Consider the following 15,079-nt stretch of genomic DNA (forward strand, 5'->3'; position numbering starts at 1 on the left):
TGGTTTAAATTGAATCCCGTCCATCAATAGATGGACGAGATGAATTGCTTGAATCGCTCCGACTTGGGATGGGCGAAGATCTCCTTGGGATTGCCCTCCTCCTCCACGCGCCCCTGGTGCAGGAACATCACCTTGTTCGACACGTCGCGGGCGAAGGACATCTCGTGGGTCACCACCATCATGGTACGCCCCTCTTCCGCCAGCTCGCGCATCAGGCCAAGGACCTCCCCCACCAGTTCAGGGTCGAGGGCCGAAGTAGGCTCGTCAAACAGCATCACCTCGGGCTCCACCGCCAGCGCCCGGGCGATGGCGGCCCGCTGCTGCTGACCGCCGGAGAGGTGACCGGGATAATAGTCGCGACGCTCCCACAGCCCCACCCGGTTGAGCAGATGCTCCGCCTTGGCGATGGCCTCGGCACGGGGCACCTTGAGTACCTGGATGGGCACCTCGATGATGTTCTGCATGATGGTCATGTGGGACCAGAGATTGAAACTTTGAAACACCATGGCCAACCGGCTGCGGATACGCTCCACCTGGCGCATGTCTTCCGGCAGGCGTTCGCCGGAACGGCTGGTTTTCATCCGGATCAACTCCCCATGGAGGGAGACGCTGCCCGATGAGGGGGTTTCAAGCAGATTGATACAGCGTAGAAAGGTCGACTTCCCCGAACCCGAGGAGCCGATGAGGGAGATCACATCCCCCTTGTGGGCCGTCATATCGATGCCCTTGAGCACTTCGTGGGTGCCAAAATACTTGTGCAGATCACGAACTTCCAGTGCGGGAACGTCGCTCATCCATTACAACCTTGTCTGTCCCTAGACGCCGCTTCGGCGTGACTCCACCATCGTCCATTTAACAAAACGTTAACCGATGGCAACCTTCAGCGAAAATATCATTGAGGTAGTGAAAAAACAATACAGAACCGAGGTATTTGGTGTTTTATCTGTATTTTTATTGGCCTATTGAGTATTTTTCAGCACTTTGTCTGCATAAAATCCATTTTTTGTCGCACCTTCCCTACCGCTCTTTTATACCCGCAGCGCACTGGTAGCAAGCATATTTCACCATATCCGCCAGATGTCATCTAAAAGGACTTTATTCATCCAGGCAGATTCCCCTTCTCTCGTCATTTCATGGGGATGAAATTGATTTTTCAGGTGATGTGGCCCTCTTTCTCTGTTTGCATACAGAGCCGACTGTCATCAAAAAACACAACAATATGATAAAAAAGTCCCGTATGGGCCATGCTGATGCACAGATCCGTGACACAGGTGCAACAAGTCGTGATAAGGTGCCGTTTTTCCACGTTTTGTGATCGAGGCCCCGATGTTGCTCAATGTGTTGCTGATCCTGCTGCCGCTCGTGATCGGCTATCTGGTTCCCCTCTCTTCCGCCCGTCTGATCAAGCTGGTCAACCAGTCCCTGGGCAAGATGGTCTACCTCATCCTGTTCCTGATGGGGCTGGGACTGGCCTATGTGGAGAACCTGGGCAGCAACCTGGCAGTGATCTTCAAGGTGGCAGGGGTGATGCTCGCCGCCATTACCCTCTGCAACCTGCTGGCCCTGTGGTGGCTGGACAAACGCAGCCCCCCCACCCACGAGGCCAGCGACGGCAAGATGCCGAGCAAGCTGCACCTGTTGTGGGAATCCCTCCAGCTCTGTTTCGTGGTGCTGGGGGGCGTCTTGCTGGGGTTGGTGGTGGACCTGCGCGCCCTGCCCATCGACAAGTTGAGCGAGTGGGCCCTGATGCTGCTGCTCTTGCTCATCGGCATCCAGATGCGCAACTCCGGCATGCGCCTGCGCCAGATCCTGCTCAACCCCTGGGGCATGAAGATCGCGCTCACCGTCATCCTCAGCAGCTGGCTCGGCAGCCTGCTGGCCGCCCAGCTGCTCGGCATGCCCTTTGCCCATGGCCTCGCGATGAGCTCCAGTTTTGGCTGGTATTCGCTCTCCGGCATCCTGGTAGCGGACAAGCTGGGCCCGGTGCTGGGCTCCGCCGCCTTCATCAACGATCTGGGGCGCGAGCTTATCGCCATCCTCATCATCCCGGTGCTGATGCGCCGCCACCCCAGCGCCGCCATCGGCTACGGCGGCGCGACGGCGCTGGACTTCACCCTGCCTGTCATCCAGAAATCCGGCGGCATCCAGGTGGTGCCGGTGGCCATCGTCTCCGGCTTTATCCTGAGCCTGCTCGGCCCCATTCTGATCCTGGGGTTTCTCGCCATCTGAACCCCATGGCACGACAAAGCCCGGCACTGCTGCCGGGCTTTTTGTTGATGAACTGAGCGGGCTGGATGACAAGCGCCGGTATTCAGGTGCGCCACCGCCCCCCACTCATCACCCGCTCGATGGCGAACGTATCAGGATCGATCAGCAGCAGATCCGCATCCTGCCCTACCCCCAGGGTACCCTTGCTCGCAAGCCCCAGCGCCCTGGCCGGATTGGCCGTCACTACCGCCAGTGCCGTCTCCAGCGCCACCCCCTTGCCGCAGGCCGCCACCACCTCCTGCCACAGGCTCCCTATCTGGCCGCAGCGCAGCTCGATGAGCCGCCCCTCGCCGTCAAAGCGCGGCAGACTGGCGTTGGCATCCGAGCTGAAGCTGATGCGATCCACGGGCACGCCCGCCGCCAGCAACGCCACCAGGGCGTCGGCCGCGAGCCGCTCCCCGTCATCCAGCAGATCCGGGAAGCTCGACGTGGTGAGGTCGACCCAGCCACCTGCCCGACCCCACTCGATGGCCTCGGCAAAGAGCCAGGGATTGCGGTTGCAGTGGGTGGGGTAGAGCTGGCGAAGCGGGATGTCGGTGTCATCGCGCAGGGCCCGCAGGGGCGCCAGCGCCCCGCGGCCATCCCCCAGGTGAAAGAAGCTGACGCCACTTTTGCCGGACAACAGCCCGGCCACCCGCGCCTCGCTCGCCAGCCGCGCCAGCTCGTCGTGGGTGGGGGCGCTGGACCTGTGATCGCTGATGGCCACCTCCCCCACCCCCAGCACCTCGGGGATCAGCATGATGTCCGACTCTACCGTGCCGGTGAGGGTCTTGACCGGCAGGTGGTAGGAGCCGGTGTACATGAAGGCGCTCACCCCGGCGGCGCGAAACTCGCGCACCTTCCCCAGCACCTGGGCCGGGCTGCGGGTCAGGCTGTCGGTGCCGAGCGCCGCCACGAGCGTGGTGACCCCCGCCGCCATAGCTTCCCTTGCCGAGAGCTCCGGCGTGCGAAAGCCGAAGCCTCCCTCGCCGCCCCCTCCCGTGATATGGGCGAGCGGGTCCACCAGTCCGGGCACCAGATAGCGGCCGCCAGCGTCCACCCGCGTCAGTGGCCAGTCGGCCGGAACCGTCAGTCCCTTGCCCATCCAGGCGATGCGGCCATCCGCCACCAGCAGGTCCTGCTGGCCGAGCGGGGCCGGACTATGGATCTGCGCACCCTCGATCAGGGTCAACATGGGGTCTCTCCTTGCTGCATGAAAAAGGAGGGAGCAGGCTCCCTCCGACTGTTACCCATCAACCGCCATAGATATCGTACTTGAAGTACTTCCGGTTGATCTCCTGATACTTGCCGTTGGCGCGCAGGGCCTTGATGGCGTCGTTCAGCCTGGCCCTGAGATCCTGATCCCCCTTGCGCACCGCGATCCCCATGCCGTCGCCAAACCATTGACGATCGGTCAGGGCCGGCCCCACATAGTCGAACTTGTCGCCCCCTTCCTTGCCAAGCAACCCCTGTTCGATGGCCGAGGCGTCTGCCAGCAGGGCCAGCACCCGTCCCGCCTTCAGGTCGAGGTAGGCTTCATCGGCACTGCCGTAACGCACTATGGTGACGCTGGAGCCGAAGTTGTCGGTCAGGTACTTGTCGTGGGTGGTGGCCCGCTGCACGCCGATGCGCTTGCCCGCCATCCCTTCCGGCGTCAGCGTCAGTTCGGTGCCCCTGGCCGCCACGAAGCGGTTGGGAATGTGGGCATATTTCTCGGTGAAGTCGACCTTCTTGCGCCGCTCGTCGGTGATCGACATGGCAGCGATGATGGCGTCGTACTTGCGCGACAGCAGGGCCGGGATCATGCCGTCCCAATCCTGGGCCACCAGTTCGCACCTGACGGCCATCTGCTGGCACAGGGCGTTGGCAAGATCGATGTCAAATCCCTTGATCTCTCCGGACGCATCGGTCCATGAGAAGGGTGGATAGGCCCCCTCCACGCCAAAGCGTACCGTCTTCCACTCCTTGGCGGTGACGGGGGCGGCGAGCAGACAGGCAGCAACAAGGGCTGACAGGGTCAGTGTGGTCTTCATCGTGAGTACTCCATTACATAAAAAGCGCACAGGCGCGGTCAAGGCATCGCAGGCAGAGGTAAGCGATGGCCAACAAACGGCAAATTGCAGATGAGCTGGATTACGCCGCCATGGGCGTCAATGAACTGCTCCGGGGCCTCGACCTATTCGTCGAACCACTCGGAGAGATAGAAAGGCTTGAAGTAGAAGGCCAGAAAAAAGCCTCTGGCTTTGCGCATCATGGTGATTTGTCGCGTCCTGTGACAAAGATGGCAAGCACCTTACCACGCCTCAAATTTGCCCGGCAAGGGGACTTGGGGATGAAACATCCTGCCCATGGTCAATCCGGCCACGATTCGTTAGGCTCGGATCACCCGTTCACGCCCAGGCACGCGAGCCCCATCCCATGAATTTTCTCGCCCACCTCCATCTGGCGGCCCATACCGGCAGATCCCTCACCGGCAACCTGCTGGGGGACTTCATCAAGGGCCCGCTGCCGACGGGTCTGGCTGACCACTTCGACGAGGGGATCTGGCTGCACCGCAAGATAGACGCCTTCACCGATGCCCACCCGGCCCATCGGGCCGCCGTGGCGAGCTTCGCCCTCCCCTGGCGCCGCTTCGGCGACATTGTGGTGGACATGCTCTACGATCACTGGCTTAGCCAGCACTGGCAGAGGTTCAGCGCAGCCCCCCTGCCCCGCTTTCTGGCGCAGAGCTATGGTCAACTTCTCCTGGATCATCACAGCCTGCCACAGGGCCTGCCGATGGCCCTGCGGCACATGGCCGAGCAGGACTGGCTGGCCTCCTACCTGTACCGGGAAGGGGTGGGGGCGGCCCTCAACGGCATCGGTCGTCGGCTGCGCCGCCCCGTGCCGCTCGGGGAGGCGCTCCACGCCCTGGATCAGGCTCGCTGGATCGAGGCCGAGTACGCCTTCCTGCACTTCTACCCGGAGCTGATGCGCTTTTGCGAGGCGCAGATCGCCGCCCACCGCACTGCCACCTCATCCCCACCATAAAAAACGCCCCGAGCGGGGCGTTGTCATCGGGGGACGCTCAGGCCTTGGGGCTGGCCGGCAGGAAGCGAAACGCCTTGGCCGGGACGAATTTCTCCGCCGTCTCCCCCGCATAGAGCTGCTGCTCGGTCAGGGGCAACTTGCGCACCGGGGCCCCCGCGGTGAGATCCAGCTTGTCCATGCTCACCCAGAAGGTGTTGGGCAGATGGGTCAGCTCGAAGAAATAGCGGCGATGCTGCTGATCCGCCACGCTGCGCCACAGGGTGGTGGAGATGTTGGGCTGATCCGGGGTGCTGATCCCCATGGGTACCGAGACATTGCGCATCACGCTCATTACCCCGGCCACCGCCTCGTTGGCCTGGTCGGTCTTTGGCAGGGTCTTGATGTAGAAGGAGGCGCGGGCAAAACGGTCCGCCGAGCGGTTGGTGCCGGGCAGCATGGTGAGACCGCCAATCTCCTCCCAGTAGTCGTTGAGGGCCAGTTGCTTGTCAAAGGTCGGCGAGTTGGTCATCACCTGATAGCTGCGGTCGTGGTAGATCTGCAGCTTGCCCCCCACGTACTGGAAGATGGCGGAATCGCCGCTCGCATCGGAGAGGGAGAGGTGCAGCTGGCCCGGCTTGCCATCCGGGGTCAGGGTGGTCACCACATAGAACTCGTCCTTCGACAGGGCGGCGACTGCCTCGGCCACGGTGGCGAAGTTGTCCAGCGCGTACTGGGCCCAGAGCGAGATGGAGAGAGTCTTGCGCGGATCCTTGTCGCTCGGGGTCACATACTCGGACTCGGTCAGATAGAGGAGGTTGGCCACCAGCCCCTTCTCGTTCATGCCGTCGGCAGTGCCTGCATCGAAGCCTGCCGCCACCACGGAGCCGTAGCGCGACGTCCACGTCATGGAGTGCGCACCAGCCTCCCCTTCCCGCGCGATGCCACGGGGCAGCGCCCAGAGATTGGTCGGCATGGCGCTGCGCCAGTCCATGGTACGACCGGTCACCACCAGCGCCCCCTCCCCCTGATAGACGGCGCGGGTACAGGCATCGGCGAGGGAGCTGACGGAGAGGGAGAAGGTCAGGGCCAGCAGGGTCTTGTGCAACAGGGGGGAACGCAGGATTGTCATATGGATCACTCGAGTCTGGTGAAAACACAAGCATACCCCTTTTTGCATAACAGGGGCTGACTGAGACTGGCAAGCCAGGTGACAGATCTGCCAACAGAGGCACTTCCCTGCCAATCAGCGATCAATATCCATAAATTAATCAAAGAGATAAGCAAGCCACTTCGGGGCGATACCGCCAGATGCCATTCGCTGGCTTGCGTCGATTTCAGACACATTCCCTGCCCGCCAGCAGGCGGACAGGGAGGGGCTCAGCCTTCCTTCTTGCGGATACTCAGCCCCAGCTCGCGGCCGCGCAGGCGGGCATAATAGATGGTGCCCACAAACGCCAGGGTGGTGAGCACCAGCTCCACCACCGCCAACCACCGCTCCCCCTCATCCGTGGTGATCATGGTCAGGGCGTGCAGGAAGTAGGGCATCAGCACGAAGTTGCCCCAGGCGTGGGTGTAGGGATTGCCCTGCACTATGCCCTTGAGGGGGAAGAGCAGCGGCACCGTCCAGATCACCGGCAACAGCCAGGGGGCGAGATCCGGGTGGGGCGAAAGCCAGAGGTGCCAGAGCAGCACCCAGGCCAGCAGGCCGAAAAAACCGGCCAGGGTCAGCAGACGGGCGAAGCGGGTGCTCACTTGAGGATCTCCAGCACCTGCTCGGGCGGACGGCCGATGCGGGCCTGCCCGTTCTTGATGACGATGGGGCGCTCGATGAGCTTGGGGTGCTGGTGCATGGCACGAATGAGGTCATCGCCGCTCACCTCGCCGAGCCCCAGCTCCTTGTAGAGATCTTCCTTGGTGCGCATCAGCTGTCGGGGATCCGTGAAGCCAAGCTGATTCAGGAGGGTGCGGATCTGTGCCTCGCTCGGGGCCTGCTCCAGATAGAGCACCACCTCGGGGGCGACCCCGTGCTGTTCCAGCAAGGCCAGGGTTTCACGGCTCTTGGAGCAGCGCGGATTGTGGTAGATTTGGGTCTCGCTCATGATAACTCCCTGATTAATCGCAAGATGGGACAAGAAATGGCGCTATTGTAGGGGAAACGGATGGTCAGGGTAAGCGGGAAGGCTATGGAAATGAAACGGATCTGTTGGCTGATTGTGGCAACCCTGCTGGGGGCCTGCAGCCCGGCACCCGACTTCACCGACGGCGCGGGAAAGAAGGTCAGCCTCGCGGATCTCGGTGGCAAGCCGCTGCTGGTCAACTACTTCGCCCCCTGGTGCGCCCCCTGCCTGCGGGAGATGCCCCTGCTGGCAACATTGCACCAGGAAGGTCAGATCCGGGTGATCGCCATCAACTATGACCCCGCCTCCCCCGCCGAACTGACCGAGCTGGCACGGCGCCACGCCATCAGGGTTCCCCTGATGATCCCGGATGACGACGCCCGCCTCCCGTTCCCAAGGCCCGGGGCGCTGCCCACCAGCTATCTGCTCGATGCCAGGGGCACGCTGCTGGAGACCCTGGTGGGGGAGCTGGACGAGCAGAAGCTCGCCGAGATAAAACGCCGCGTGGCGAGCGCCCCATAGCAGAGCGATCCATCACTCTCATTTCTTCATCATCAAGATGCGTTGAAACCGATGAAAGGCCCTATTTTAGCCTGCAAAACAAGGCGGGGTGCCCCCAAAGGAGCACCCCGCCTGCCATCAACCCGCTCCGGACTCAGCCCTTGAGGCTGTCCAGATCCTTCTTGGCCCGCTCCAGCTGGGTGATACGCGCCTCGATGCGGGCCAGGGTCAGCTTGTCACTGGTGGTGCCCCGGGCCACGATCAGTTCGTCGATGGCCGCCTGGTAGTCCCCGCGCAGGGAGAGGGTCTCCGCCCGTGCCATGTGCAGGTCCGTCATTCTGCCCGCCTTGCGGTAGGCGTCCGACAGCAGGCTCCAGGCCAGGCTGTTCTCGTCGTGCTCCCGGGCATAAGGGTCCAGGATGGCGATGGACTTCTTGTAGTTGCCCCCCTCCAGATAGGCGTTGCCGAGGTTCACCACCACCACCTCGTTGTCCGGCATACGGGTGCGGAAGCGCTCCAGTCTGGCGATGGCCTGGGCGCTGCGCCCCTTGGCGAGATCGATGTCGGTCAGGGCATCCACCACGAAGAGATCCTCCGGGTGACGGGTCGCCAGCTCCTGCATCAGGGTGTCGGCCTCGTCGGTGCGCTTGAGCTGCAACAGGGCCAGCGCCTTGCCATAGATGGCGGCATCCTTGAGGGGGTAATCCCCCTTCTGCAGGCGGCTGTCGAAGTAGGTGAGCAGCGCCTGGGGCGTCTCGGTGCCATAGCGCACCTGGATGCGCACCTTGGCCAGCCAGAAGTCCAGGCTCGGCGGCAGGGCGCGCGCGCCATAGCTCCCGGCCCGGGCACGGGCTTCGCTGATCCGGGTCTCCGGCAGGGGGTGAGTCAGCAGCATCTCCGGCGGCTTGCTGGCATAGCGGTACTCCGCCGCCAGCTTCTGGAAGAAGTTGGCCATGCCCATGGGATCGAACCCGGCGTCATACAGCGTCTTCATGCCGATGCGATCCGCCTCGTATTCGTTGTCCCGGGTGTAGTTGATGGCCGACTGCATCGACAAGCCAAGCGTGGTCTGCAAGGCCGCGATGCCGGCGGTGGGGTTGATCACCGCGAGTGCAATGGAGCCCACCAGGCCGGCCAGGGTCATGGCGGAGCTGCTCGCCTGTGCCTCCATGTAACGGGCGATGTGACGCTGGGTCACGTGGGTGATTTCGTGGGCCAGTACCGAGGCCAGCTCGCTCTCGCTCTCGGCGTAGAGAAAGAGGCCGGTGTGCACCTTGACCCGGCCACCGAGGAAGGCCGCCGCGTTGATGCTGGGATCGTTGATGAGGAAGAAGGTGAACGGGAAGCGCACCCCGTCGGCATTGGTCAGCAGCCGCTGGCCCAGATCGTCGATGTATTCGTTGAGCACGGGGTCATCGATGATGGGCAGGCCCGCCCGGGCAAAACGCATGAAGGCGTTGCCGTAGCGCACCTCCTGCTCGATGGGCAGTGCGGCGACCCCGGCTGTACCGATGTCGGGCAACTGGTTGCTCCCCTGGGCGTGGAAGGTCGCCCCCATCAGGGTGACCAACAGGGGAAGCGATGCTATCAGGGGGGAAAAACGTGCCACGTTATCTCTATCTCCAATCAGACCCCAGCGGGCATCGGCAGAATACCCTTGCCATTCAAGGCCCACAAGCGTTGTTTCATCCTCTCATCACGGCCATAATGACCGCCACGCACGCGATGGAGTTCTCATGGAACAGCTCGACCTGACCCCCTGGCGTTGTCCCGAGCCCCTCATCCGGCTCAAGCTCTGGTTGCGCCAGGCCCGGCTCGGTCAATCCGTGTGCATCCAGCTCGGGGATGCAGGCTCCCGGCAGGACATTCCCGCCTATCTACGCCGTCAGGGTCACCATGTCCAGACCCGGGAAGAGTCAGCTACCCGCCTCTCCCTGCTGCTCGTCGTTGCCCGTCCCCCCCGGGACGCCATGCCACCCACCCCGTGAGCCGCCATTCAAGGAAGCCTCGATGTTAGATGTATTGAAGCGCTGGTATCAGACCCGTTTTTCCGACCCCGATGCCGTCACCCTCTTCCTGCTGCTGGTCTTCTGCTTTGCCGTGCTCTGGCTGTTTGGGGATCTGCTGGCACCGCTGCTGGTGGCCCTGGTGATGGCCTATCTGCTGGAGTGGCCGGTGAGTCGCCTGCAACGAGGCGGCCTCTCTCGCACCGTCGCCACCAGCCTGGTCCTGCTGCTGTTCATCACGGTGACGACACTGATGCTGCTGGGCCTCATCCCGACGCTGGTGAGCCAGGGGGTCAACCTGGCCAAGGAGGCCCCCGCCATGCTGGCCCATGCCCAGGACTATGTCCGCACCCTGCCGGAAAAATACCCCGAGATCATCGACGTCAGCCTGGTGGAGACCATCATCGACAACATTCGCCAGCGCATCCTGACCGGCGGTGAACAACTGGTGAGTGCCTCTTTGAGCTCCCTCATCAACGTGGTGGCCATCCTCATCTACGCCATCCTGGTGCCCCTGATGGTCTTCTTCATGCTCAAGGACAAACAGGTGCTGATGGGGGGCCTGCGCCGCTTCCTCCCCCGCAACCGCACCCTGGTGAACCGGGTCTGGGTGGAGATGAACGACCAGATCATCAACTACATCCGCGGCAAGGTGATCGAGATCGTCATCGTCGGCATCGCCACCTATGTGCCCTTCGCCCTGATGGGATTGCGCTACTCCGCCCTGCTGGCGGTCGCGGTGGGCTTCTCCGTGCTCATCCCCTATATCGGCGCCGCCGCGGTGACCGTGCCGGTGGCCATGGTGGCCCTGTTCCAGTGGGGGCTGACCCCCGACTTCGCCTGGCTGATGGTGGCCTATTTCGTGATCCAGGCCCTCGACGGCAACCTGCTGGTCCCCCTGCTCTTCTCCGAGGCGGTCAACCTGCACCCGGTAGCCATCATCATCGCCGTGCTGGTGTTTGGCGGTCTGTGGGGCTTTTGGGGCGTCTTCTTCGCCATTCCCCTCGCCACACTGGTCAAAGCGGTGCTCAACGCCTGGCCCAAGCGGGAAGATCTCCCCCGCCCCGCCCCCTGACCCTGGCAAGGGGCGAGGCCGGGTCTCGCCCCTTCCAGATACCGGCCACCAGCAGCACCTCCGTGACGCTGGCTCATGCTTGCCTTGTCGGGTTTATTTGAAAGCCGACATCCGTTTGACTTGCTACGCAGGTCTGATTCGTTCCCACTGCCTACCCACCGACAAGGATCTGTCATGCCCCCACTCCCTGCCCTGCGCCATGCCTCTCTGGGTGCCTTTCTGGCACTGCTGCTCTGCTCACCCGTCCGGGCAGACCTCGACATCGGGGCCCTCAGCGCTTTCTCCAGCGACAGCCCCGACAGCCCCATTCCCAAGGGGCTGGTGCTGGGCGGGGCCGTCATCGGCGGTCAGGCCCGCTACCAGCACCAGGACGACACCCTGATGCCCCTCCCGGGGGCCCTCTATTTTGGTGACAACCTGATGTATCTGGGGGATCGGGCCCGCTACTACCTGAGCCGCAATGGTAACCTCTCGACCTATGCCTTCGGCCGGATGCGCTTTGGCAACCTGGACCCGGACGACGATCCCTTCCTCCATGGCATGGAGAAGCGCAAGGGGCAGTTCGAGGCCGGCGTTGGGGCCGATCTCATCACTCCCTACGCCCTCTGGAGCGTGCGGGCCACCACGGATGTGACCGGCACCAGCAACGGTCAGGAGCTGATGCTGTGGGCCAACTTCCCCATCATCCGCGGTCCCCTGCTGCTGATGCCGGGAGCCGGCGTCATGCTGCGCAGCCACAACCTCGCCAACTACTACTTCGGCGGTGTCTCGCAAGACGAAGCGAGGGCGGACAGGCCGGCGTGGAACACGGGCACCACCCTCTCCCCCATGGTCTCCCTCATCGGCAGCTATCGCTTCAGCGCCAACTGGATTGGCGGCTTTGGCATCAACTACGAGCGCTACGACGACGACATCGCGGACAGCCCCATCGTCCAGCATCAGGGAGAACTCTATGCAGGCTTCGGGGTGGGCTACCTCTGGTAGCCCCATCCGGACTGGACAACAAAAAAGGAGCCCATGGCTCCTTTTTTACGGCTATCCGGCGCAGCGTCACCCTGCCACTTCGGCGAGAAATGCCGCCAGCGCCCGGTTGATGAACGCGGGGTTCTCCAAGGTCGAGATGTGACCGGCCCCCGGGATCTCCCTGAACGGGCACCCCAGCACCTCGGCCATCAGATACCCCTCCAGCACAGGGCGAGCCTTGTCCTCGCACCCCGTCATCACCAGTGCGGGCAGCCTCATCTCTTCGAGCCAGTCGATGCGATCCTCCCGGGTCACGAAGCTGCGCCCCACCGCCACCAGGCTCGCCACCTTGTCGGCGGGCCATTGGGCCAGCCGGACCTTGAAACCGGCCATCAGGGCCGCGTCCGGTTGATGGGCGAAGAAGAGCGGAGCAACCTGATCGGCGATGGGCGCAGGCACGGCGCCGACCTGCTCGATCATCGCCAGCATGCCGAGATAGCGCTCGCAGGTGATCTGGGGTTCAAGGCCGACGAAGCTGTCCATCAGCACCAGGCCCTTGAGGCGAGCAGGCGCCATGCGCGCCAGCTCCACGCCCCACATGCCACCGATGGAGAGCCCCACCAGCACGCACTCGTCGATGCCGAGGGCATCGAGCAGCGCCAGGTGATCCCGGGCCAGGGTCGCCAGGGTGCAGGGCCCCTCGGGCAGCACATCGGAATCCCCGTGACCCCAAAGCTCGGGCACGATGCAGCGATAATGCTCCTTAAGGGCCTCGATTTGCGGTGCCCACATGGCACTGTCCCACAGGTAGCTGTGGCCAAAGAGCAGTGCCGGACCCTGCCCCTCGTCCAGATAGGCCATGCGGCGGCCCGCTATCTCCATAAACTGCTTCATGTTTTCTCCTGTTGCCAGCGGCGATGAAACTGGCTTTCCTGTTTTTCTGTTGCCAGCGGCTGATGAGGCGGCAGTGTAACACGCCACCCTTGGCAGGGGCGTCCGCCAGGTGCAAGCTGGAGAGACTCACAACGAGGAGTCACCAAGGAGAGGATGATGGCCAAGGAAAAGAGCAAGAAACGCCCCCGTCTGGACAAGAAGACCTACGAACATCACCTCGCCCACCTGCAGGAGGAGCTGGTCAAGTTGCAGGAGTGGGTCAAGCAGGAGGGGCTCAAAGTGGTGGTGCTGTTCGAGGGGCGCGACGCCGCGGGCAAGGGGGGCGTCATCAAGGCGATCACCGAACCCCTCAACCCCCGGGTCTGCCGGGTCACCGCCCTGCCCGCCCCCTCGGATCGGGAGCGTACCCAGTGGTACTTCCAGCGCTACGTGGCGCACCTGCCCTCGGCGGGCGAGATGGTGCTGTTTGATCGCTCCTGGTACAACCGGGCCGGGGTCGAACGGGTGATGGGCTTTTGCAGCGACGACGAGTATCGCGAATTCCTGCGCGCCTGCCCCGAATTCGAGCGGATGTTGATCCGCTCCGGTATCACCCTCATCAAATACTGGTTCTCGGTCAGCGACGAAGAGCAGGAGAAACGCTTCAAGGAGCGCATCAATACTCCCATCAAGCGCTGGAAATTCAGCCCCATGGATCTGCAATCCCGCTCCCGCTGGGTGGAATACTCCCGCGCCAAGGATGACATGTTCACCTACACGGATACCGAGGATTGCCCCTGGTTCGTGGTGGACGCCGACGACAAGCGCCGCGCCCGCCTCAACTGCATCTCCCACCTCCTTGGCAAGGTGCCCTACGAGGCGATCCACTACGAGCCCATCACCCTGCCTCCCATCAAGACCGAAGGGTATGAGCGCCCGCCGCTCACCAGCCAGCACTTCGTGCCGGACGTCACCGCCGCCCTCGAGTCAGACAAGCACGGGCAGTGACGGGTTCCGGCCAGCCGCCCCCGCTGGCCGGAACCCGGGCTTCGGATGACGGGCAATAAAAAGCCGGTCTTGCGACCGGCAAAAGGCATTGAACGTATAGAAAGGAAAACCTGGCACTCTCGCCCTCTCAGGCGCGGATATATTTGGCCGTGCGCGGGAACGCCTGTTCTTTGGCATCGAACAGGTAGCAGGCTTCGGCCGGGATGCCGACGCTGTACTCCTGGCCGGTGGCCACGTCGATGTCGGAGCTCGCCTTGACGGTGAAGTCGTGACCATCCACGTCCATGTAGACGAAGGATTCTGCCCCCAGGTGTTCGGCTACCTGCACCACGCCGCTCACGCGGCTGTCGGCATGGGCATGACCCAGCGGCACCAGGTGCTCGGGGCGAATGCCCAGCTCCACCTTGTCACCCACCGCGCCGCGACGGGCATCCACCCGGGCACGCACGGTATCGCCGGAGGTGAGCTTGACCACGCACTCCTGCTCGCCGATCTCCACCAGCTCGCCCGCCAGGAAGTTCATCTTGGGGGAGCCGATGAAGCCCGCCACGAACTTGTTGTCCGGGTTGTGGTAGAGCTCGAGGGGGGTGCCGAACTGCTCCAGGTTGGTGGCCGCCTCGCCCTTGAGCGGGCTCAGCACCACGATGCGGTTGGCCAGCGTCATGGCCTCCACCTGGTCGTGGGTCACGTAGATGATGGTGGAGTTGAGCTCCTTGTGCAGCTTGGCGATCTCGATGCGCATCTTGACCCGCAAGGCGGCGTCGAGGTTCGACAGCGGTTCGTCAAACAGGAACACCTGCGGCTGCTGCACGATGGAGCGGCCGATGGCCACCCGCTGACGCTGACCGCCAGAAAGGGCCTTGGGCTTTCTGTCCAGCAAAGGCTCGAGACCCAGGATCTCGGCGGCGCGCATCACCCGCTTGTGGATGTTCTCCTTGTCCATCTTCTTGAGCTTGAGGCCAAAAGCCATGTTCTCGTAGATGTTCATGTGCGGGTAGAGGGCGTAGGACTGGAACACCATGCCCACGTTGCGCTCCACCGGCGGCACGTCGTTCATGTAGCGCCCGCCGATGGTCAGCTCGCCGCTGGTGATGTCTTCCAGACCCGCGATCATCCGAAGCAGGGTGGACTTGCCGCAGCCGGACGGGCCGACGAAGACGATGAACTCCCCTTCCTTGATGTCGAGGTTGATGCTGCGCAGGGTGTCCTTGTGGACAGCCGGGTCGTAATTTTTGCGAACGTTGTTGAGTACTACTTCAGCCATGTCGAGCTCCGCTCTT

Annotated in this window: 17 protein-coding genes; 8 read left to right on the forward strand and 9 right to left on the reverse strand. The window is 63.1% G+C overall.

All coding sequences use genetic code 11. The features are described 5' to 3' along the window. Nucleotides 1–23 precede the first annotated feature (23 nt). Entirely contained in the window at nucleotides 24–794 is a 771-nt protein-coding gene (locus tag ACPW74_RS11950; protein WP_049637109.1) for an ABC transporter ATP-binding protein, read from the reverse strand. A 532-nt stretch (nucleotides 795–1,326) separates the two neighbouring features. Between ACPW74_RS11950 and ACPW74_RS11955 the strand changes: the two genes are divergently transcribed. Beyond that, a complete protein-coding gene (locus tag ACPW74_RS11955; RefSeq protein ID WP_041215456.1) occupies nucleotides 1,327–2,229 on the forward strand; it encodes a lysine exporter LysO family protein in 903 nt (300 codons plus the stop codon). 82 nt (nucleotides 2,230–2,311) lie between these two features. On the opposite strand, the gene iadA is transcribed toward ACPW74_RS11955, so the two are convergent. After that, nucleotides 2,312–3,442: a beta-aspartyl-peptidase gene (gene iadA, locus ACPW74_RS11960; RefSeq protein ID WP_049637108.1), complete on the reverse strand. Its 1,131-nt coding sequence runs from the start codon at nucleotides 3,440–3,442 to the stop codon at nucleotides 2,312–2,314. Nucleotides 3,443–3,500: 58 nt separating this feature from the next. Continuing rightward, complete coding sequence (locus ACPW74_RS11965; RefSeq protein WP_049637107.1) at nucleotides 3,501–4,280, reverse strand: ABC transporter substrate-binding protein; 780 nt, start codon at nucleotides 4,278–4,280, stop codon at nucleotides 3,501–3,503. A 65-nt stretch (nucleotides 4,281–4,345) separates the two neighbouring features. Here ACPW74_RS11965 and ACPW74_RS11970 point away from each other — a divergent pair, with 65 nt between their 5' ends. Both ACPW74_RS11970 and ACPW74_RS11975 read left to right on the forward strand, forming a co-directional pair. Continuing rightward, nucleotides 4,346–4,669 carry a hypothetical protein gene (locus ACPW74_RS11970; protein WP_049637106.1) on the forward strand — a complete coding sequence of 108 codons (324 nt, stop codon included), beginning with the start codon at nucleotides 4,346–4,348 and terminating at the stop codon, nucleotides 4,667–4,669. Continuing rightward, a complete protein-coding gene (locus tag ACPW74_RS11975; RefSeq protein WP_049637105.1) occupies nucleotides 4,666–5,277 on the forward strand; it encodes an ACP phosphodiesterase in 612 nt (203 codons plus the stop codon). The genes ACPW74_RS11970 and ACPW74_RS11975 overlap by 4 nt, the downstream gene beginning before the upstream one ends. Nucleotides 5,278–5,314: 37 nt before the next feature. Here the strand turns inward: ACPW74_RS11975 and ACPW74_RS11980 are convergent, their stop codons facing one another. From ACPW74_RS11980 to arsC, 3 genes are all read right to left on the reverse strand, one after another. Further along, entirely contained in the window at nucleotides 5,315–6,385 is a 1,071-nt protein-coding gene (locus tag ACPW74_RS11980) for a linear amide C-N hydrolase (protein ID WP_053093358.1), read from the reverse strand. 248 nt (nucleotides 6,386–6,633) lie between these two features. Continuing rightward, nucleotides 6,634–7,008 (reverse strand): DUF2069 domain-containing protein, encoded by a 375-nt coding sequence (locus ACPW74_RS11985; protein ID WP_049637104.1) that lies wholly within the window; start codon nucleotides 7,006–7,008, stop codon nucleotides 6,634–6,636. Next, nucleotides 7,005–7,355: an arsenate reductase (glutaredoxin) gene (gene arsC / locus ACPW74_RS11990; protein ID WP_049637103.1), complete on the reverse strand. Its 351-nt coding sequence runs from the start codon at nucleotides 7,353–7,355 to the stop codon at nucleotides 7,005–7,007. The genes ACPW74_RS11985 and arsC overlap by 4 nt, the downstream gene beginning before the upstream one ends. A 60-nt stretch (nucleotides 7,356–7,415) precedes the next feature. Here arsC and ACPW74_RS11995 point away from each other — a divergent pair, with 60 nt between their 5' ends. Then, nucleotides 7,416–7,895, forward strand: coding sequence for a TlpA family protein disulfide reductase (locus ACPW74_RS11995; RefSeq protein WP_049637102.1), 480 nt, complete (start codon nucleotides 7,416–7,418; stop codon nucleotides 7,893–7,895). Between the two features lie 133 nt (nucleotides 7,896–8,028). On the opposite strand, the gene ACPW74_RS12000 is transcribed toward ACPW74_RS11995, so the two are convergent. Continuing rightward, the gene (locus ACPW74_RS12000; protein ID WP_223918331.1) at nucleotides 8,029–9,483 is read right to left on the reverse strand and encodes a beta-barrel assembly-enhancing protease; all 1,455 of its coding nucleotides are present in this window, start codon (nucleotides 9,481–9,483) and stop codon (nucleotides 8,029–8,031) included. A 127-nt stretch (nucleotides 9,484–9,610) separates the two neighbouring features. Between ACPW74_RS12000 and ACPW74_RS12005 the strand changes: the two genes are divergently transcribed. The 3 genes from ACPW74_RS12005 (at nucleotide 9,611) to ACPW74_RS12015 (ending at nucleotide 11,939) form a co-directional block, all read left to right on the forward strand. Next, a complete protein-coding gene (locus ACPW74_RS12005; RefSeq protein ID WP_049637101.1) occupies nucleotides 9,611–9,862 on the forward strand; it encodes a sulfurtransferase TusA family protein in 252 nt (83 codons plus the stop codon). A 22-nt stretch (nucleotides 9,863–9,884) separates the two neighbouring features. Next, complete coding sequence (locus ACPW74_RS12010; protein WP_029314318.1) at nucleotides 9,885–10,955, forward strand: AI-2E family transporter; 1,071 nt, start codon at nucleotides 9,885–9,887, stop codon at nucleotides 10,953–10,955. Nucleotides 10,956–11,129: 174 nt separating this feature from the next. Beyond that, nucleotides 11,130–11,939: a MipA/OmpV family protein gene (locus ACPW74_RS12015; RefSeq protein WP_223952821.1), complete on the forward strand. Its 810-nt coding sequence runs from the start codon at nucleotides 11,130–11,132 to the stop codon at nucleotides 11,937–11,939. A gap of 66 nt (nucleotides 11,940–12,005) precedes the next feature. Here the strand turns inward: ACPW74_RS12015 and ACPW74_RS12020 are convergent, their stop codons facing one another. Then, the gene (locus ACPW74_RS12020; RefSeq protein WP_049637100.1) at nucleotides 12,006–12,812 is read right to left on the reverse strand and encodes an alpha/beta fold hydrolase; all 807 of its coding nucleotides are present in this window, start codon (nucleotides 12,810–12,812) and stop codon (nucleotides 12,006–12,008) included. Nucleotides 12,813–12,968: 156 nt separating this feature from the next. On the opposite strand from ACPW74_RS12020, the gene ppk2 reads away from it, so the two are divergent. Then, on the forward strand, nucleotides 12,969–13,799 hold the full coding sequence (gene ppk2, locus ACPW74_RS12025; RefSeq protein ID WP_010674253.1) for a polyphosphate kinase 2: 831 nt from the start codon (nucleotides 12,969–12,971) through the stop codon (nucleotides 13,797–13,799). Between the two features lie 127 nt (nucleotides 13,800–13,926). Here the strand turns inward: ppk2 and ACPW74_RS12030 are convergent, their stop codons facing one another. Beyond that, nucleotides 13,927–15,063 (reverse strand): ABC transporter ATP-binding protein, encoded by a 1,137-nt coding sequence (locus ACPW74_RS12030; RefSeq protein ID WP_010674252.1) that lies wholly within the window; start codon nucleotides 15,061–15,063, stop codon nucleotides 13,927–13,929. Between the last annotated feature and the right edge of the window lie 16 nt (nucleotides 15,064–15,079).

The sequence above is a fragment of the Aeromonas sp. INTO2 genome (genome assembly GCF_049860605.1).
In the GTDB taxonomy this organism is placed as follows: Bacteria; Pseudomonadota; Gammaproteobacteria; order Enterobacterales; family Aeromonadaceae; genus Aeromonas; species Aeromonas caviae.